General features: G+C 46.8%; 17 protein-coding genes and 1 tRNA gene. 10 read left to right on the top strand and 8 right to left on the bottom strand.

Translation table 11 applies throughout. The features are described 5' to 3' along the window. Nucleotides 1–41 precede the first annotated feature (41 nt). From hisS to ACTNCK_RS01960, 3 genes are read left to right on the top strand one after another with little or no spacing between them, the layout of a single operon-like run. Nucleotides 42–1,310, top strand: a complete 1,269-nt coding sequence (hisS, locus tag ACTNCK_RS01950; protein WP_441080660.1) for a histidine--tRNA ligase — start codon at nt 42–44, stop codon at nt 1,308–1,310. After that, nucleotides 1,291–3,063 carry an aspartate--tRNA ligase gene (aspS, locus tag ACTNCK_RS01955; RefSeq protein WP_441080661.1) on the top strand — a complete coding sequence of 591 codons (1,773 nt, stop codon included), beginning with the start codon at nt 1,291–1,293 and terminating at the stop codon, nt 3,061–3,063. Before hisS ends, aspS begins: the two co-directional genes overlap by 20 nt. Nucleotides 3,064–3,079: 16 nt before the next feature. Continuing rightward, nucleotides 3,080–3,784, top strand: coding sequence for a PAS domain-containing protein (locus ACTNCK_RS01960; protein WP_441080663.1), 705 nt, complete (start codon nt 3,080–3,082; stop codon nt 3,782–3,784). A gap of 9 nt (nt 3,785–3,793) precedes the next feature. Here the strand turns inward: ACTNCK_RS01960 and ACTNCK_RS01965 are convergent, their stop codons facing one another. After that, nucleotides 3,794–4,306, bottom strand: a complete 513-nt coding sequence (locus tag ACTNCK_RS01965) for a flavin reductase family protein (RefSeq protein ID WP_441080665.1) — start codon at nt 4,304–4,306, stop codon at nt 3,794–3,796. Nucleotides 4,307–4,618: 312 nt separating this feature from the next. Here ACTNCK_RS01965 and ACTNCK_RS01970 point away from each other — a divergent pair, with 312 nt between their 5' ends. The 3 genes from ACTNCK_RS01970 to ACTNCK_RS01980 all read left to right on the top strand — a co-directional run bounded on the left by ACTNCK_RS01970 (nt 4,619) and on the right by ACTNCK_RS01980 (nt 8,840). Then, entirely contained in the window at nt 4,619–6,115 is a 1,497-nt protein-coding gene (locus tag ACTNCK_RS01970; protein WP_441080667.1) for a hypothetical protein, read from the top strand. A 2-nt stretch (nt 6,116–6,117) separates the two neighbouring features. Next, nucleotides 6,118–8,676 carry a putative bifunctional diguanylate cyclase/phosphodiesterase gene (locus tag ACTNCK_RS01975; protein ID WP_441080668.1) on the top strand — a complete coding sequence of 853 codons (2,559 nt, stop codon included), beginning with the start codon at nt 6,118–6,120 and terminating at the stop codon, nt 8,674–8,676. Between the two features lie 80 nt (nt 8,677–8,756). Further along, nucleotides 8,757–8,840 (top strand) — tRNA-Leu (locus tag ACTNCK_RS01980). Nucleotides 8,841–8,919: 79 nt separating this feature from the next. Here ACTNCK_RS01980 and ACTNCK_RS01985 read toward each other — a convergent pair. Genes ACTNCK_RS01985 through ACTNCK_RS01995 form a run of 3 tightly spaced genes read right to left on the bottom strand, consistent with a single transcriptional unit; the run spans nt 8,920 to nt 11,303 of the window. Continuing rightward, entirely contained in the window at nt 8,920–9,219 is a 300-nt protein-coding gene (locus ACTNCK_RS01985; protein WP_441080670.1) for an AzlD domain-containing protein, read from the bottom strand. Next, the gene (locus ACTNCK_RS01990) at nt 9,216–9,932 is read right to left on the bottom strand and encodes an AzlC family ABC transporter permease (RefSeq protein ID WP_441080672.1); all 717 of its coding nucleotides are present in this window, start codon (nt 9,930–9,932) and stop codon (nt 9,216–9,218) included. The genes ACTNCK_RS01985 and ACTNCK_RS01990 overlap by 4 nt, the downstream gene beginning before the upstream one ends. A 24-nt stretch (nt 9,933–9,956) precedes the next feature. Further along, a complete protein-coding gene (locus tag ACTNCK_RS01995; protein ID WP_441080673.1) occupies nt 9,957–11,303 on the bottom strand; it encodes an MATE family efflux transporter in 1,347 nt (448 codons plus the stop codon). 126 nt (nt 11,304–11,429) lie between these two features. On the opposite strand from ACTNCK_RS01995, the gene ACTNCK_RS02000 reads away from it, so the two are divergent. The 4 genes from ACTNCK_RS02000 (at nt 11,430) to thrC (ending at nt 16,451) form a co-directional block, all read left to right on the top strand. Continuing rightward, on the top strand, nt 11,430–12,503 hold the full coding sequence (locus tag ACTNCK_RS02000; protein WP_441080675.1) for a glycosyltransferase family 2 protein: 1,074 nt from the start codon (nt 11,430–11,432) through the stop codon (nt 12,501–12,503). A gap of 84 nt (nt 12,504–12,587) precedes the next feature. Continuing rightward, on the top strand, nt 12,588–13,652 hold the full coding sequence (locus ACTNCK_RS02005; RefSeq protein WP_441080676.1) for a GGDEF domain-containing protein: 1,065 nt from the start codon (nt 12,588–12,590) through the stop codon (nt 13,650–13,652). Between the two features lie 15 nt (nt 13,653–13,667). Next, nucleotides 13,668–14,903 (top strand): 6-phosphofructokinase, encoded by a 1,236-nt coding sequence (locus ACTNCK_RS02010; protein WP_441080677.1) that lies wholly within the window; start codon nt 13,668–13,670, stop codon nt 14,901–14,903. 60 nt (nt 14,904–14,963) lie between these two features. Next, nucleotides 14,964–16,451 (top strand): threonine synthase, encoded by a 1,488-nt coding sequence (gene thrC / locus ACTNCK_RS02015; protein ID WP_441080678.1) that lies wholly within the window; start codon nt 14,964–14,966, stop codon nt 16,449–16,451. Nucleotides 16,452–16,494: 43 nt separating this feature from the next. Here thrC and ACTNCK_RS02020 read toward each other — a convergent pair whose 3' ends face one another. The 4 genes from ACTNCK_RS02020 to ACTNCK_RS02035 are packed head-to-tail and all read right to left on the bottom strand — an operon-like array spanning nt 16,495 to nt 19,549. Beyond that, a complete protein-coding gene (locus ACTNCK_RS02020) occupies nt 16,495–17,382 on the bottom strand; it encodes a chemotaxis protein CheX (RefSeq protein ID WP_441080679.1) in 888 nt (295 codons plus the stop codon). Beyond that, entirely contained in the window at nt 17,382–17,759 is a 378-nt protein-coding gene (locus tag ACTNCK_RS02025) for a response regulator (protein WP_441080680.1), read from the bottom strand. The genes ACTNCK_RS02020 and ACTNCK_RS02025 overlap by 1 nt, the downstream gene beginning before the upstream one ends. A 42-nt stretch (nt 17,760–17,801) precedes the next feature. Then, nucleotides 17,802–18,185 (bottom strand): hypothetical protein, encoded by a 384-nt coding sequence (locus ACTNCK_RS02030; RefSeq protein ID WP_441080681.1) that lies wholly within the window; start codon nt 18,183–18,185, stop codon nt 17,802–17,804. Next, nucleotides 18,182–19,549, bottom strand: coding sequence for a citrate/2-methylcitrate synthase (locus ACTNCK_RS02035; protein WP_441080682.1), 1,368 nt, complete (start codon nt 19,547–19,549; stop codon nt 18,182–18,184). The genes ACTNCK_RS02030 and ACTNCK_RS02035 overlap by 4 nt, the downstream gene beginning before the upstream one ends. Nucleotides 19,550–19,633 lie beyond the last annotated feature (84 nt).

The following is a 19,633-nucleotide window of genomic DNA, read 5'->3' on the forward strand; positions in this document are numbered from 1 at the left end:
TGTACTAAAATAGTAAATACTTGTATTTAGGAGGAAAGACAATGGCACTAAAGAAGAAGCCGGTCAATGGAATGAAGGACATCCTTCCCCGTGAGATGGAGATCAGGGATTATGTCACCGGCATTATAAAGGATACCTACAGAAGCTTCGGTTTTACTCCGATAGAGACCCCATGCATGGAGGATATAAAGAACCTGACAAGCAATCAGGGCGGAGAGAATGAGAAGCTTATCTTCAAGGTCCTTAAGAGAGGAGAGAAGCTTAACTTAACAGACGCTAAGAGTGATCTCGATGTAAGCGATCTGGGTATGAGATATGATCTGACTCTCCCGCTCTCCAGATTCTATGCGAATAATGAGAACGAGCTTCCAAGTCCCTTCAAGGCACTTCAGATCGGAAATGTATGGAGGGCTGACAGACCACAGAGAGGCAGATACAGACAGTTCACCCAGTGTGATATCGATATACTCGGAGAGCCTACGAATCTGGCTGAAATAGAGCTGATCCTTGCAACGACCACCTGTCTTGACAGGATAGGTTTTCATGGCTTTGAGATAAGGATCAACGAAAGAAGGATTCTCCGCGCCATGGCAGACTACTGCGGCTTTTCGGAGGATCGCTTCGACTCCCTTTTCATCACCCTTGACAAAATGGACAAGATCGGTCAGGACGGTGTGAGGGAGGAGCTTATAGAGGAGGGATTCCCTGAGGAGTCTGTAGACAAATATCTTTCCATCTTCAAGGAACTTGAAGGAAAGACCGATGTAGCTTCTGGTATGAAGACCCTTACATCACTTATAGGGTCAGCACTTGATCCTTCGGTTGCTGCTTCGATGACAGAGATCTCGGAGGCCGTAAACGAATGTAAGAGCGCAGACTTTGAGCTTGTATTTGATCCGACACTGGTAAGAGGAATGGGATACTATACTGGTACTATCTTTGAGATAGCCATACCTGAGTTCGGAGGCAGCTGCGGAGGCGGCGGCAGATATGACCATATGGTCGGACGCTTTGCCGGACATGATGTGGCGGCCTGCGGATTCTCGATAGGCTTCGAGAGGATCATAATGCTTCTTCTTGAGCAGGGCTTTGAGATACCTGGCAGGGAGAAGACAGCATTTCTCCTTGACAAGAAGCTTTCAGGAGACAAGCTTACAGAGGTCATGAAGCAGGCAGCAGCCCTGAGAGAGGACGGGCAGACCGTACTTATAGAGAGGATGAAGAAGAATAAAAAGTTCCAGAAGGAAGGACTTATTTCCTCAGGCTATACTCAGATAAAGGAGTTCTATAATGACACAGCAAAGGACTGATAATTGCGGCGAGCTAAGGTTAAAGGATGTCGGAAGGGAGGTTACTCTCTGCGGCTGGCTTGAAAATGACAGGGAGGTAGGAAGCAATCTTTCTTTTATAGTGCTTAGAGACTTCTATGGCATAACCCAGATCACGGCGGATACCGAGGAGATGGTAAAGGCCTTTGCCGCCATCAATAAGGAATCGACTATTAGGGTAGAGGGAACCGTAAGAGAGAGAAGCTCCAAGAACCCTAAGCTTCCTACGGGTGATATAGAGGTGGTGCCGACAAAGGTCACTGTCCTCGGAAAATGTACCCATGAGGCTCTTCCATTTGAGATAAATCACAGCAGGGAGGCTGATGAGAGCGCAAGGCTTAAGTACCGTTATCTCGATCTGAGAAACCCTGAGGTAAAGAATAACATAATACTGAGGAGCAAGGTGGTAAGGGCTCTGCGTCAGGCTATGGAGGACCATGGCTTCATAGAGATCACTACACCTATTCTCACAGCTTCATCTCCTGAGGGAGCAAGGGATTATCTGGTTCCGGCCAGAAAGCATCCGGGCACCTTTTATGCCCTTCCTCAGGCTCCTCAGCAGTTCAAGCAGCTCCTTATGGTATCAGGAATAGACCGCTACTTCCAGATAGCGCCATGCTTCCGTGATGAGGACGCCAGAGGCGACAGATCTCCGGGAGAATTCTACCAGCTCGATATGGAGATGTCCTTTGCTAGTCAGGAGGATGTCTTCGATGTGATAGAGGATGTGCTTCCGCCTGTGTTCGAGAAGTTCGGCACCTACAGCAGATCGAGCAAGGCTCCTTTTGTCCGTATCCCTTACCTTCAGGCACTTGAGAAATACGGAACTGACAAACCTGATCTCCGTATCGATCTTACAGCTGCCGATGCGACTGAGCTTATGAAGGGGACCGGCTTCGGCCCGTTTGAAGAGGACGGGGCAGTGGTAAAGGCATGCGTGATCAGCGATTTCCATCAGAGCAGGAAGTTTATCGACAAATGCTGTGATCAGGTAGAGGTAATAAGCGGCGCTAAGCCATACTGGTTCAGAGTAGATGAGAACGGTGAGATATCGGGCGGTATCTCCAAGTTCGTAAAGCCGTCATCCGATCGGATAAAGGAGGCGCTTGGACTTTCAGAGGATACCCTTGTGGTACTTTCAGCAGGAAAGAAGACCCAGGCCATAAAGACCATAGGTTCAGTGATCAAGATATTCGGAGAGAATGTACCTGGGCATATGGACAAGGAACAGTACCAGTTCCTGTGGATAGTGGATTTCCCTATGTATGAGATCGGTGAAGAATCCGGCGAGCTCGAGTTCTGCCACAATCCTTTCTCTATGCCTAAGGGAGGACTTGATACTCTTGAAAAGGCAGCAGCAGGAGAGATAGATCCTCTTACTATCACAGCCGATCAGTATGATCTGGTAGTCAACGGAGTCGAGCTTTCCTCAGGAGCAGTAAGAAACCATGATCCTGAGATAATGGTAAAGGCCTTTGAGCTTGTAAACCTGAGTGAGGACGATGTCAGAGCCAAGTTCCCGGCGCTTTACAATGCCTTCAGCTATGGAGCACCTCCTCATGCAGGAATAGCTCCTGGTGTCGACCGCATGGTCATGCTGCTTGCCGGAGAGGATTCGATCAGGGAGATCATTCCTTTCCCTATGAATAAGAATGCGATGGATCTGATGATGGGTGCTCCTGGAAAGGTAACGGACGCCCAGCTTAAAGAGCTTCATATTAAGATTGATGAATAAGGATCGGAGCACGAATATGGAAAATGAATTTCATTTCAATAAGCAGGAAAAGAAGTTTTTAAAGGAGTTCCCGGGAATGCTCGTGATATTCCAGGTGCTTGACGGGATGGATAAGGTTGTGCTGGCAAGCGATCAGATGCTTGCCGAGCTCAATCTGACATTTCCGGAGCTTCAGATCTACTTTGTGAACGGATACAAGCCGGTGGTCAGATATACCTCGCCAGAGGGCGAGACAAGGGTCTTCATGGGAAAGGAGACCAGCCAGAAGAGAAAGCACTGTGTGCTGCGCTATGTGACCTATGCTGATGTGACAGGACTTTTCCTCCGTCTGGACAAGTATGATCAGATGGAGGGAGATCTTCACTCTGACAGCTTCTATAAGGAGATACTTGACAGTATTGATGTAGGAGTTTTCTGGAAGGATGAAAAGGGCCGCTTTACTGGTGTAAACAGGGCCTTCCTTGAAACATATGGATTCGAAAAGGAAGAGGATGTGGTAGGAAAGACTGATGAGGATATGGGATGGCACAGCTCACCGGAGGTTTTCGCCGGAGAAGAAGAAAAGGTGCTCTCCGGTCAGAAGAGCACCCTTGTGACTACCAAAAACCTGATTCAGGGACGCGAGCGGGATATCGCTGCCAGCAAGGCTCCGCTCTATGATAAGAACGGAAATGTCTGTGGCCTGGTAGGCTCATTTGTAGATATCACTCCCCTGCTGTAGAGCAAATGATCATCTGGCATAGAGCCCCTCGATCTCACCTATATAAATAGTATGGTCATTGCCATCGGCATACCATTTTTCTCTGATGCCTTCCGGAAGCTTTTCGGAAGGCAGTTCTATTTCTGCCATTTTCCTGCAGAGTATGATGAAATTTCCCTCGTCGATATAAGGTATTCCATCCTTTTTTCCGATAGTAAGTCCGGCTGTCTTTATCTTGTCCTCGTCGTGACCGGAGACAGCTCCTAAGTATTTAAGTACATTCTTGTACTTTGACTCATCGGAGTTGAAAAAGGTAAGTGAGAACGAATCGCCCTTATCTAGAAGTTCCTTTGTGTAGCGGCTTTTCCTTACATAGACTGTCACGACATTTTTGCCCCAGAGCACGCCTACGCCGCCCCAGCTGACTGTCATAGAGTTCACACGGTCGCCGTCGCATGAGGTCAGGGCAGCCCAGTCGCTTCCTATAAGTCTGAAAGGATTGAAATCTGTTGTATTGATATCCAGGTCCTGAAATGAATGCATTATTTTTCCTCCTTGTCATATTTATTATATACTACATAAATGTCTCTTTCAACAAAAAAGGAAGCATCCTGGGGAAGGATGCTTTCAAAAGGGGGGTTATAAAAATATAAAAGGGGAAATGATCTAAGGAATTTTAAAGGGGGTTCATTCCTTAAGTCTCTTATAGTATAATACGGATTCTGTTTTCAGGCAATAGTCAAACCGACAGTATTAACAAAAAAGTGACTGCATTTTTGTAGAAATATACCAAAACATATGTACAGCATGACTGATATAGTGATTTTTTTATAAAAAAGAGTTACAATGTAGCCTATGATAGATTCAGAGAGCTTAATAAAAGACCTGATAGCAAAAAGGGAGCTGCGAGTGACCCTGTCGGCTATCAGAGGATATATAAGAGAGGGAGATAAGAGCCTGGCAGCAGGGATTTCAGAGGATAAGGACTGCCTTGATGCATTGAGATCCGCCCTTGATTCTTCTGACCCTAAAGAGAGAAAGTCGGCTGTTCTTCTTATTGGAGAGCTTCCTCTAGGCAAAGATCTGGCTGCATCATTTTTGAAGGCTCTTATGACAGGTTACGGTAAGGAGAGAACCCTTTTTGTAAGGGAAAGCTATCTGAAGTCGATAAGAGCCTTATCAGACATAAGTCCACTTGGAACGGATGATCTAAGGACCCTTAGAGCAAGGCTTGTTCAGATAGATAGCGGTTCATTTACTGAGGAGGATATGAAGCATATTCTCTCAGAGAGAAAGCAGCTCATACAGATCCCCGGCATGGCCGAAAAGAGAGAGGCGGCAGAGTTTGTGGAGCCGGAGTCGGCAGGACTTTTTCTGCTTCCTGTAAAGGGTCTCTATCAGCCACTGAAAGAGGAGCTCATGAGCAGAGGCATAGACAAGGGCTATTCGTCCGCCGGAGTCCTTGTAGCTGCTTCTAATGCAGAAAAGGTAAGGGACTGCAGGCTTTACCAGAGCTTCTGGTACCGGATAAGAGGGCGCTTCTCAGGGAAGACAGAGACGCTTTCAGATGAGATCAGGGACAGCGGTCTGCCTGATCTTCTCCGGAGCGCATATAAGAGCAGGGTCGTTTCAATAAGGATAAATGTGCATCAGAGAAAGGATGGCAGCTCCTCTGCTTCAAGGCGCTTTGCTCCGGAGCTTTTATATCTGCTGAGAGGAAGGGCTGTAAACACAGCTCCCTATGATCTGACACTTCATTTCCTCCCCAGAAGGTCAGGGGGCTTAATCCTCTTTGCAGATCCTGCCGGGGCCAGGGATCAGCGCTTTTCATATGTGAGGGAAAGACTTTCTACATCCATGCAGCCTGTAAAGGCAGCTATAATGGTTTATCTGGTAAGAAAATATCTCCATCAGGATGCAAGGGTGTTTGATCCGTTCTCAGGGAACGGGACCTTATTACTGGAAAGGGATCAGTATCTTACGACAAGGGTTATGTTTGCGGCAGATACAAATCCGCTGGCTATTAGGGCCGGAGAGGAGAATGCCCGGCTAAAGGGCAGGAGGGTGTACTTTGTAAGGAGGAGCGCATTTACATTTGAAAGCGACAGACCCTTTGATGAGATCATTTCCGAGCTTCCGGATCTCTACGAGAAGAGTGATGCGGACAGGGATGAATTCTATACAATGACAGGGGAGACTATGGAAAGGCTGCTCGCGCCAAAAGGAAGAGCCTTCCTTCTGGCTGGAGGCAATGAGATAAAGGCTATGATCAGAAAAAGCGGTAGTCTATCCTTCCTCGAGGAGATTCCCTTTGATGACAGAAGAAGTATTTACGTAATAGAACGGATTTAGTAATGTGGGATTCAAAGACAAACAGACAGAAGGCAATAGAGATAATAAAGGAGCTGTTAAGGACCTACTCTCTTTCAGGACTGCTGGCTGATGTGAGCGGGGATGTATATCTGTCGTATTTTACAGATATGGATGTCCAGACCCGCTTTTATGAGGAGGTTGACAGGAGAACGATAGAAGGGATAAGGTCCGGCTTCAGCGATTATGAGTCGACGGATGTGACAGACAGGAGCTTTAAGGATGTTTTTCTAAGGACCATAGCTGTAAGGGATCAGGAGGGCAGGGTAAGAGCCTATATGTTCCTTATTGGACCTGACAGGGACGACTCCTGCGACCAGGCTACAAAGGTGCTTAAGGATATCCTCTCCATGTTTGCAGACGCAGGAGAGGAGCTTAGGAGAAGTGCCGAAAAGGAGGAAAAGGAAGTCTCGGATTCCAGCCGACTGGCCCGTGAAAGGAGATACTACAGGAATCTTTCTCTGTTACTGGGCGATACAGTGACGGATACGGATAAGGGCGATCCTGTGGAGAGGATAGTAAAGAGGATAGGCACATGTGTAAGCTTTGACAGAGCTATGCTTATTAGCTTAAGAGATGGGCAGATAAAGGACATAAAGGAATATGTCTCATCAGGACACGACTTAAGGGACCGCCTGTACGGGCTTGAGGCCTCTCTGCTTTCCTTCCTTGACGGAAAGGATTATACCATCTCATCTGATTCTCTTGTATCCGAAAGGATAAAGGGTCTTCTGGAAAAGCTTGGGATTTCTGCCGCTATATTTTGCTGCCTTGATAAGAGCAGTGATGGGACTGACTATTTGTGCCTTGCAAGCCTTGAGGGTGAGCGTATCTTCGGAAGTGATGAGATAGACTTTGTAAATGATGCCATTCGAATACTTAAGCTTAAGAGAAGGGAAAGCTCTCTTTCTTCCCTGCTCAGGGGATCGAATGATTTTATCAGGACCTTTTATGACAGCATGCGCTTTGCAGTCGCTATCTTTGATGACAAGACCAAGGAGCTCATCTACAGAAACAGGGCATGCGAGGAGATATTTTCTGATCCGATAAATGAGGAGCTTTTCAGGAGGAGATTCGTGATCGGGGACTCAGGTGCAGAGGCTGCAAGGGCTCCCAAGGAATTTGCCTCTGCTGGGAGCGGAGATGTCTATCTGGTATATACTACGATAGCTGCCTGGCAGGACGGCTCTACTGTTGATGTCTATACTATTAACGATATCACTCAGCAGAAGCAGTATCAGAAGAGGATAAAGGAGTCGGCCGATCTCGACGACCTTACAGGTCTTTACAACCGCCACAGATTCCATCTGGATTTCGCTACCTGCATAGATGATGCCTCTGTAAGCAGGGAGCAGGGTACTCTTATCTTTGTGGATCTCGATGACTTTAATGCCTTAAATGATGGTCTGGGCCATGTGCTTGCAGACAGGTTCTTAAAGAAGGCAGCCTGGTCCATCCAGCAGGCAGTAAAGAAATATGCCCAGTGCTATCGCCTCGGCGGTGACCAGTTCGCTGTTTTAGTGCCTTATTCAAGCCATGAAAATCTGGAGCAGATAACCGCTGATATTAGAGAACGATTCGAAAGGCCCTTCTCACTTGATGATAATGAATACTATTGTACGGCCTGTATGGGAATAGTAAACTTCCCTGCTGACGGCGACAATGAGGATCTCCTGCTCCAGAGAGTAGACTATGCTCTTCATCAGGCCAAGAAGGAAGGCAAGAACAAGACAGAATATTTCTCACATGTATCCTACAAGATGCCTGGAGACCGTATAGGCCTGGAGAAGGCCTTGAGAGAGGCTGTGGCCGATGACTGCAGGGAGTTTGTGGTTTACTACCAGCCTGTCGTGGAGATAAGGAATGGAAGGCCGGTCTGTTGCGGGGCTGAGGCCCTTGTCAGATGGAATTCCAGCAAGCTGGGCTTCATGACTCCTGACAAGTTTATTTCTCTGGCGGAGTATCTGGGACTTATAGTTCCTATAGATGAGCATGTACTTATCACAGCCACCCGCAAATGTCGCTACTGGAACGATAACGGTCATCCGGACTACAGAATCAATGTGAACCTGTCGGTCGTCCAGCTCCTTCAGAACGATGTAGTCGATGTGATAGCCAATGCTATAAAGATCACAGGTATAAACCCTGACAATCTGATCCTTGAGATCACAGAGGGCATGGCGATAAACGATATGGACCATATGAAGGAGGTGCTCACCTCTATCCATGACCTTGGAGTCCGTCTGGCTCTTGACGATTTCGGGACGGGCTATTCGTCCCTGTCAAGGATAAAGGATTTCCCTCTTGATGAGATAAAGATTGACCGCTGCTTCGTAAAGGATATAGACAGTGACAGCTTCTCCGATGCCTTTGTCCGCTCTGTTTCGCAGCTTGCTGATGCTGTGGATATGAACGTCGTAGTCGAGGGAGTGGAGAGAGGACCTCAGAAGGACAAGCTTCTTGACATGAATATATCCATGATTCAGGGCTTCCTTTTTGACCGTCCGCTGACAGTTGATGAATTTGATAAAAAATATATGTAATTTAGAAAAAAGGGGTTGACAAGTGACCAGTCATTTGGTATCATATACATCGTTGTGAGAGCAACAACAACTAAACAGATGCGGAAGTGTCGGAACTGGCAGACGAGCAAGACTAAGGATCTTGTGGTAGCAATACTGTGTGGGTTCAAGTCCCATCTTCCGCATTAGCTTTTTAGAAGAGCTGTCTGATATTATCAGGCAGCTTCTTTTTTGCATAAAAAACCGGGTCCAAGGACCCGGAACTCATATCAGTCTTTCTACTATAAAGACTGCTGCACAGGCGGCTGCTGCAACGACAGGAAGGCTTTTGCCCCGAAGACCCAGCGCCACTGCGACAGAAAAGCCTATGACAGCGCTAATAGGGCTTCCTGTCGAGTAAAAGATAGCAGGTATGGTCATCACTGTAAGACAGGTGTAGGGCACATAATAGAGAAAGCTGTTTATGAACCTGCTCTTTATCGGCTTCTGAAAGAGTGTAAGAGGCAGCATCCTGATCAGATAGGTAGTGACTGCCATCAGTATTATATATGAGTAGATCTTCATTCCTGATCACCTCGATTGGGATCTGGTACAGGAAAGAGCCAGGCTGCAAGAGCACTGGCTGCTATCGTGCAGATTATTATGCGAAAGCCTGCAGAGACACTATTAAGCACTGGCAGGTAATAAAAGGCTGCCGAAAGGGCCGCGCCGATGATGACTGCGAAGGTGACGTTTCGTCTGACTCTGGCCACCGGCATGACTATAGCTACAAACATTCCGTAAAGGGCAATTCCCAGAGCGCTTGATACAGAGACTGGGAGAAGGCCGTTAGCTATAGCGCCAAAAAGTGTACCGGATGCCCAGCTGATCACAGGGAAGATCTCAAGCCCTGCCATATAGGAGGGTGAGACCCGCTCGGGCTTCACCGAGGAAACAGCGAATATCTCGTCGGTATTGGCGAAGGCGATAAGCATCCTCTTAGGCGTAGTGGCGCCACTGTCTAGACGCTGTGAAAGAGACAGGGACATAAGTGCGTATCTTAGGTTTATCACTAGCTGGGTCAGAATCATCTCTATATAAGAGCTCTGAGCGACTATAAGATTAAGTCCGGCAAACTGTCCGGCACTGGTCACATTGGTAAGTGACATCAGGGTAGCTGTGAGCGGAGAGATCCCGGCTCTTGCCGCAGCTATCCCAAAGGTGAAGCTAACTGAGAAATAACCGACTACTATTGCAATCGAATCCTTTGCTCCATTTATAAAATCTTTTCTGTCCATGTCTGATATTTTACTATCACAGGCTCATCGCGTCAAATTCTTTCTGACATCGCCTATTACATACCTGTAGGCAATCGCATCAAAAAGCCCTGTGACTATCCAGGCCGCCGGATCACCGGCAACTGCCAGCAGATAGGAGGAGAAGTGTATTGAAAGTACAGCCGTTACAAGCCTGGAGCCAAGCTCTAAGACTCCGCCCATCATAGGGAGGAAGCCGTAGCCTAAGCCCTGCATCATATCCCTGTAGATAAAGAGTATACCAAGAGGCATATAGAAGATGATAGAGAGATAGGTGTATGGCTTTGCCCATGGAAGTATCGAGCTCATCCTCACATTGGAGCCAAGGAAGAGAGGAATGGCCGGGCGCAGGAGGACAAGAGCTAGACCAGCTCCTGCAAGAGAGGCGATAATAGATATCTTAAGCGCCACATGTGAGCCCTGGTTTACCCTGTCTATATCGCCTTTTCCGTAGTTCTGCCCTGTATAGGTAGCCATGGACTGACCGAGGGAGGGAAAGGCCTGAGTCAGAAGGTTTCCTATCTTGGACGATGCATTGAAGCCTGCTATTGCATTTGAGCCGAAGCGGTTTATGGCTGACTGCATGATCATAGTGCCGGATGCTGTGATAGCGAACTGTACAGCCATTGGAAGACCGACTCCAAGCTGCTTTCTTACATATGAGGAGGTAAGCCTCCATTCGTTTCTTTTCGGGACGAGCATCTTTACCCTTACTGCTATGTAGATTATGCTTAGGATCGCAGATATCACCTGCGAGGCGATCGTTGCTATGGCAGCTCCCTTTACTCCCATATCGAAGCCTATGATAAGGAGCAGGTCAAGGAATATATTAAGGATAGCCGAAAGGACCAGAAAGAAGAGGGGAGCCCTTGAATTCCCCACTGCCCTAAGCAGGGAGGAGAAGAGGTTGTAGAAGCAGACTGCTCCTGTACCTCCTGTAATAATGATGATGTAGTCATAGGCATATCCGAATATATCCTCGGGCGTGTTCATAAGACCAAGCAGGGCCTTCATGGATACAAGAGATATGGCGGTCATGACCACGGATACTATGACAGTGAGTATGATCGCATTTGCAACTGACCTTCGTATGCCCTCCTCATCCTTTGCGCCAAAGCGCTGGGAGGTGAGGACCGTAAAGCCTGTAGTAAGCCCTGTCGCAAACCCAAGTATCAGAAACATAATGGTCCCTGTGCTGCCTACTGCGGCAAAGGCCTTTGTTCCGACGTATCTTCCTACTATGATAGAGTCGACCATATTATAGAACTGCTGGAACATATTCCCTATGAATATAGGAAGAAAGAACTTGAGGATAATGGGCATGGGACGCCCCTGTGTCATATCGAGCTGCATAATTTATAACCTCCGAAATAGCGTTGGATTCTATTCTACACCGACAAATGCAAAAATCAATACATATTTTATTAAGAATGTGTTAAAATACAGAGAGGTAATAAAGTTAATGCTGAGGCTTTTTTAATGAAAAAAACAGCGATATGTATCTGTAATTATAATAAGAAGGAAATGGTCATAAGCTGCCTTAAGGCTGTGAGCGAGCAGAAGGAGAAGGACATCGACATATATATCTGCGACAATGCTTCTACGGATGGCTCAGCAGAGGCAATCTCTGACTTTATAAGAGAGCATGGGGAGTATGATATCACTCTACTTGCCAATAAAGAAAATCTTGGCGGAGCCGGAGGCTTTAACAGGGCGCTTGGTGCAGCGCTGGACTCAGAAGAGGCCTACAGCTATCTTATGTGCGTGGACAATGACTGTCTTCTTGATGAGGGCTGTGTCGGGGCGCTTGAGGATTATCTGGACAGGGATCCGTCATCGGGAATGGCAGCGGCTAAGATATATTTCCTTGACAATCCTTCGATCATTCAATGCTTCGGGCTAGACATTAGTTATGAGCTGTGCGGGACCATTTCCCCTTATTTCGGAAAGCCTGAGGACGGGAGCGGTCCGGATGTCATTTATTCTGATGCTGCTCCTGCCTGTGCCCTTATGGTTCGTTCTGATCTGATCAGACAGATAGGTCTGCTTCCCGAGGAAAACTATATTTACTGGGATGATACGACATGGTGCTACAGGGCAAGATGTGCGGGCTATCGGATAGCAAATGTAGGAGCAGCCATGGCCCTGCACGGAATGGGGCAGAGGGCTGAGATAAGGAATACCTTTGGCACCTACTATTCCTGGCGTAACCAGATCAGATACTTCATGCTGACATCTCCGCAGGATAAGCTGTATGACGTAGCCATAAGGCTTTTGACAGACGTATATCTGGAGGTCACGGCTGACTATGAGTGCCACAGGGCCAAAAGAGCTGCTGCTGTAATGGCTGCTCTTGATGATGCGCTTCACGGCATCACCGGTAAGGCCAGAGAGGGTATCATCTGCGATATACCGGGGTCTGATCACGATGTCGTTTATGAAAGCGTTGACTCTCTTCCTGATAAGTACAGGGCTGGCGCAGAGATCTTTATATACAGCCACTATGAGCTCTTCATAAACGCCTGTGACAGACTGAGGAAGGAAACAGAATAAGACCTTATCGGACTTGCACCGGGACCGATACATGAGTATAATTATATATAGTTCAGGGGTTTCTGAAATATGGAAGGAGGAGTTATGCCTGACAAGAAAAAGGAAGGTCTGCTTTATAGCGAGCCTGATACAGGAAAGGTCAACTTTGTCGTAAACACGAGCATTTTGTGCATCCATATCACGTTGATGGTGCTTTATATTCTGGCCTGCTCGAAGGTTATGTTTCTTGTAAATATCGGAAGCATAATCTTTTATCTGCTGGGATACTATTTTATCAAGAAGGGTAAGTCGATAGTATTCTTCACGCTGATGTTTTTTGAGATAGCTGTCCATTTATGTCTTGCCAGCTATTTCATCGGATATCTTGCAGGATTTTCTGCCTGGTGCTTTGCGCTTTCGGCACTTTTTGTCTATCCGCAGTTTTCGGATCCGTCAAGGAGACCAAAGAAGCTTAAAGTGGCATTTCCGATCCTTTCAGTCATTATTTTCTTCGCTGAATATGCTGCTCATATTAATGGATATATTCCTGATTCAGCCGTAAGCAGGCCGATGAGGTATGTTTTCTACGGAGTCAATACTGTATCGGTATTCTTTGCTATTATATTCTTTACCTATTTCTTTGCGACCAGCATAATAAGGTCAAGGAACAGGATGGATTATCAGATGAACCATGATATGCTTACCGGACTTAAGAATCGCTATTCACTCCATAAGATAACAGATGAGGCATCAGCCAGGACCAATCATACCGGAGAGCCATTCTCTATTGCTATGGCAGACATTGACAATTTCAAGAATATCAACGATAATTACGGTTATGCATGCGGGGATCTTGTGATCTATAAGGTCGCCTCGATCATAAAGGAGATGACTGATGATGAGGAATTCTTTGCCGGAAGATACGGCGGAGAGAAGTTTCTTTTCATATATACCAAGGAGCCTTCATCGGACGCTATGCGATACAAGATGGAGAAGTTCCGTGACGGAGTGGAGAAGGCTGTGATCACCTCAGCAGGCAGGCAGGTGCGTTTTACGGTTTCTGTCGGCGTAGCCAAGTTCCATAAGGGGGATGACTATGATCTGGTCTTGAAGCAGGCTCATGACAATCTCTATAAGGCCAAGCGGGAGGGTAAGAACAGGATAATCTGAAAAAAGGAGCATTAAGTGAAGAACTGTATCATAATCCAGTCAGGCGGTCCGACGTCTGCGATCAACTCCTCTCTTGCAGGAGTGGTAAAGGGCGCAATCGAGGCTGGATATAGCCATGTCTATGGAGCTGTAAATGGAATTGTCGGTGTGCTTTCACAGAATGTGATAGATATCACTGAGATAGCAAAAAAGGATGATAACTTCCAAAGAAGGCTGTCCCATACGCCAGCCATGTATCTTGGATCATGCAGGATGAGGATGCCTGATCCGAAGATGGAGCCGGCTATCTATGACGCCCTGTATGCATTTTTTAAAAGTCTTGATATCACTGCCTTCTTCGGTATAGGTGGCAATGACTCAATGGATACGATAGCCAAGTTGTCTGCATATTTTGGCAGCAAAAATGCCGGTATCAGCGTTATAGGCATCCCAAAGACCATAGACAATGATCTGCTTGCTACAGACCATACTCCGGGCTTCGGCTCAGCTGCCAAGTATGTGGCCACAACTGTCAGGGAGATGGCCTATGACACCATGATCTATCCGGTGAAGAGCATTACCATAGTAGAGATCATGGGCAGGGATTCAGGCTGGCTTACAGCTGCCTCGGCTCTTGCCAGAGGAAACGGAGTCGATGCTCCCCAGCTTATCTATCTGCCAGAGGTCCCCTTCTCGGTGGAGCAGTGCATTGCTGATACCAGAAGTCTTCTGAAGCATCGCAATTCTGTTCTGATAGCGGTTTCAGAGGGCATAAGGGATAGCTCAGGAGAATACATAGCCTCTGCCGATGCCAAGGAGGACAAGTTCGGTCACAAGATGCTCTCGGGCACAGGAAAGGCAATAGAACATATACTAAGCAATGCCTTAGGGACCAAGATCCGTAGCGTCGAGCTCAATATTCCTGAGAGGTGCGGCATTCACTTAGCCTCAAAGACAGACCTTGATGAGGCTTATAAGATGGGCCAGGTCGCTGTGGGACTTGCGGACAAGGGACAGAGCGGACGAATGGTAGTAATAGAAAGAGCAGATGCAAGCGACTACAAGCCAGTATATTCATCTGTTCCGGTCCAAGAGGTCGCAAACGGAGTCAGGATGGTTCCGAGGGACTATATAAGCGAAAGCGGCAACGATGTAACAGAAAAGATGACAGACTATCTGTCTCCTCTCATCCAGGGAGAGGTGGAGATCGAGTACAGGGACGGTCTTCCGGATTTCCTTCCTATAGACCATCTGATGGATACTACAAGGTAAGAGTATATTCTCTTCCTTTTTGGAAAAAGCAATAGATTATTTAGAAACAGGAGTTATTAAATGAACGTAGAATACGTAAGCACCAGAGACAACAGTGACAGGGTAAGCGCGTCAGAGGCTATCCTAAGAGGCCTTGCTTTGGACGGAGGACTTTATGTGCCTACATCTATCCCAAAGCTTTCACGCTCGCTTACAGAGCTTGCTAGTATGGATTACAAGCAGGTTGCCTTCGAGGTCATGAAACTCATGCTTTCAGATTTCACTGATGATGAGCTTAAGAGCTGTATAGACGGCGCATATGACAGCAAGTTTGACACAGAGCAGATAGCACCACTTTCATACGCCGATGGTGCCTACTATCTTGAGCTTTACCACGGAAAGACGATAGCGTTCAAGGATATGGCTCTTTCTATCCTTCCTTATCTTATGACTACTGCTGCAAGGAAGAACAATATCACGAACGAAATAGTCATTCTTACAGCTACCTCAGGAGATACCGGAAAGGCTGCTCTCGCCGGCTTTGCTGATGTCCCGGGGACAAGGATCATAGTCTTCTTTCCTAAGGACGGGGTTTCCGACATCCAGAAGAGACAGATGGTTACCCAGAAGGGTGACAATACATTCGTTGTAGGGATCAATGGTAATTTTGACCAGGCCCAGACAGGTGTAAAGAAGATGTTCGGGGATGCTTCTCTTAAGGCAGAGCTTGATAAGGCCGGCTACCAGTTCTCGTCTGCAAATTCCATCAATATAGGAAGACTTGTTCCTCAGATAGTTTACTATGTATACGCTTACACCCGCCTTGTAAAGGAAGGGAAGATAAGCGCAGGCGATAAGATAAATGTCACTGTCCCTACAGGAAACTTTGGGAATATACTTGCCTGCTACTATGCAAAGCAGATGGGGCTTCCTGTTGACCGTCTGATCTGTGCATCGAATGAGAACAAGGTTCTTTATGATTTCTTCACGACAGGTACCTATGACAGGAACAGGGAGTTCCATCTGACCAGTTCTCCATCAATGGATATACTGATCTCATCGAATCTTGAGAGACTTATCTATCGTATAGCTGACTGTGATGACGGTACTGACAGCGAGCTTATGAGGGAGCTTAGAGAGGACGGGAAATATACGATCACGCCTGCCATGAAGGAGAAGCTTTCCGATTTCTACGGCAATTTCGCAGACCAGAAGGAGACAGAGCAGGAGATCAGGAGAGTATTCGAGGATACAGGCTATGTCTTAGATCCTCATACTGCAGTTGCAAGCGCTGTCTATCAGAAATTCTTATCTGATACAGGAGATGACAAGCCTGTAGTCATCGCATCGACTGCAAGTCCTTATAAGTTTACTCGTACTGTTATGCGCTCTATCGGTCATGATGATCCGGACAAGAGCGATATAGAGCTTACCGATGATCTCTCAGCTGTTTCAGGAGTTAAGGTTCCGGAGGCAATTGAGGAGATAAAGACTGCTCCAGTCCGTCATAAGACCACATGTGAGGTCGACGAGATGCCTTCTGTTGTAAAGGGATTCTTAAAGATCTGAAGTATAATAAAAAGCCCCTTCGGATAATTCCGAAGGGGCCTTTTTAGTTGTCTGGACTAAGTATCAGATATACTGTACCGAACGGATATATGACTGGCACCACAAATGCATTTGAGGACAGCTCTACGGACCTGTTTTCGGTGAACTCAGGAGGAGCCAGCTCAGCCTCCTTTGATGAGGTATTAGACATATTGACTGAGAATAGACCATTGTGAAGATTAAGGAAATCCTCAAGTGAGGCCTGTACATATTCGTCAAACTCATTAAACTCCATCTGGGCATAGCGGCTGGCGAACTCGATGGCTGCCTCCTTATCCATGTCTATGCCTGAATGGAGGGGGAGGACTCCTGTAAGCCTCTGGATCACGGCACAGTTGGTGTCATATTCGGAAACGAATGCAGGAGAAAGAGGAGTGAAATCTCCTCCTATGAATCTGACCAGATTATTGAATATCAGATTCATATAGGTGACCATCAGATCAGACAGTGTCCTGCCTGATGTGAAGAAGAAATTCCTTACAAGCTCCGTTGTCTGCTCAGGTATGTCGTCACCTCCGGCAGCCGGATCGATCTGGTTTTCCTTCTGATAGCCAGCCAGAAGGGTCTCTAGCCTTTCGTTGGTAAGCACTCCCATATCCACGAGATTCTGCCCGAGCAGCAGATAGTCAGGATTCTGGGACTTGAGAAGCTCATTCAGCTGATCGTCGAACAGATAATTCCTTTCAACTGCTATCTCACCAAAGTGCTTGTCCTCTCTTGTCTGGAGGAAGCATACCTCATCGACCTCCTTAGCTGTCATGTAGCCCTTGCTCATAGCGATCGTGCCAAGACGAAGGTGCGAGTCAGACAGATGGGAGATGGCCTCCTTAAGTTCAACAGGAGTGACTGCATTTCTGCTTAACAGGTAGCTTCCAAAAAACTGTGCGTACATTAATTGTCCCCCAGATACTTCTCTAATATCTGCTTCATAAGGTCGCCTCTTGCAGGCTTCTGGACGAAGTCGAGCGCTCCGGCCTCTATTGCTGCCCGGAGCTGGTTCTTTGTCCCGACTGATGAAACTATGACTATCTTTGCATCACTGTATTTCTTAGTGAGTTCGATCGTAGCGAGAATCCCGTCGCGCTCAGGCATGACTATGTCAAGAAAGGTCAGGTCAGGACGTTCACTGTCGTATTTTTCCATGACCTCTTTCCCATTAGCTGCCTCGATGAAAACAGGTTCCTCCATGTATTCAGAGATGACATCCTTGAGCTGCTTTCTTGCCAGGATAGAATCATCTCCAATTAATATCTTCGCATTTTTCTTCATGACATTGTCCTTCTTATCTGGTAACCTGATAGCATTATTATATTACATACTTATGTCAGATGCAAAGTATTTTATCCTGGCATTTTTCATTGAGGCAGAAAAGACAAGCCAGATGATCAGGAAAAAAACAAGCATCACGATACCGAAGATGCTCCCGCCCTTTTTCCCGAGAGGAAGCAGACCCAGATCAGCAAGGAAACAGAGCAGGCCGCTAATAAGGCTTCCTGCTCCGAACAGAAGGGCCCTTGGAAGCATATAGCTTATGTAGCCGGCCTTGTCCTCACATCTTTTCATCATATCCTCGGCAATGAAGGAGGAGGGGATCTCCCCCTTCTTCTTCATCAGATAGCAGGAATAGAGCAGATAAATGCCTACAACAGCAATGATAAGGTCAAAGATCAGCATTATATTGAAATTCTTCATCATGCCTGCCTTTCGTCAATAGGAATATACTTCCTGTGCTCCTTTACAGTCATATATGCAGGTCTCATGATCTTGTCGTGGTGGCAGATCTCCTCCATCCTGTGAGCCGACCAGCCTGCGATACGGGCGATCGCAAATATAGGTGTGAAAAGCTCCATAGGCAGACCCAGCATCTGATAAACAAATCCGCTGAAGAAGTCAACGTTAGGGCTTACTCCCTTGTACATCTTCCTCTCCTCTGAGATAATCTGCGGAGCCAGTCTCTCGACAAGAGAGTAAAGGGCGTATTCTTTTTCGTAGCCCTTTGCCTCAGCAAGCTGTTCTACATAGCCCTGGAAGATCACTGCACGCGGGTCAGAAATGGAGTAAACGGCATGGCCTATACCATAGATAAGACCGGCATGATCGAAGGCCTCCTTATGGAGAAGGGCACGCAGATATGCTCCGACCTCCTCCTCGTCTGTCCAGTCCTTTACGTTTTTCTTCAGGTCGGCAAACATCTTTACGACCTTGATATTGGCTCCGCCGTGACGTGGTCCCTTGAGGGAGCCTAAGGCCGCAGCTATTGCCGAATATGTATCTGTCCCTGACGATGATACCAGATGAGTCGTAAATGTAGAGTTATTTCCTCCGCCGTGCTCAGCATGAAGGATAAGGGCTACGTCGAGAAGCTTGGCCTCGAGAGGGGTGAAGCTTGAATCATCCCTCAGGCAGTGGAGTATATTCTCAGCTGTCGAGTATTCCTTCTTTGGTCTGTGGATGATAAGTGAATCGCCCTTGTCATAGTATCTGTAGGCCTGGTATCCGTATACAGAAAGCAGTGGGAACATGGCAATAAGCTGTAGGCACTGCCTGAGTACATTCGCCTCTGAGATATCATCAGGATTGTCATCGTATGAATAAAGAGCAAGGACTGATCTGGCCAGAGAATTCATCATATCGCTCGATGGCTTCTTAAGGATGGAGTCTCTGACGAAATTCTTCGGGAGAGAACGGTATGATGAAAGAAGCTTTATGAAATCCTTTAGCTGGTCTCTTGTGGGCAGTTCGCCAAAAAGCAGCAGATAGGTAATCTCCTCGAATCCGAAATGATTATCCGGCTTTATGTTCTTTACTATATCTGAAACATTGATGCCTCTGTAATAGAGCTCACCCGGTATAGGTACGTTCTTCCCGTCTATGACTCTCTGGGAATTGACCTCGGAAATATTTGTGATTCCTACAAGGACTCCCTTTCCGTTAAGGTCACGAAGACCTCTTTTGACCCCGTACTCAGTATAAAGCTCCGGCTTAACATAAGAAGCTTCCTTCGTGAGGCTTGCGAGTTTTTCTATCTCGGGTGTAATCTTACTGTAGCTCGATGGCATGTCTACCTCGCTTTCTTGACTTGATATTTATAAAAAATCTATTATATTCTATCATTTTTACAAAACTTTTACAAGATTTGACCG

The organism is Candidatus Weimeria sp. HCP3S3_B5 (genome assembly GCF_052064335.1).
Taxonomy (GTDB): domain Bacteria; phylum Bacillota; class Clostridia; order Lachnospirales; family Lachnospiraceae; genus Weimeria.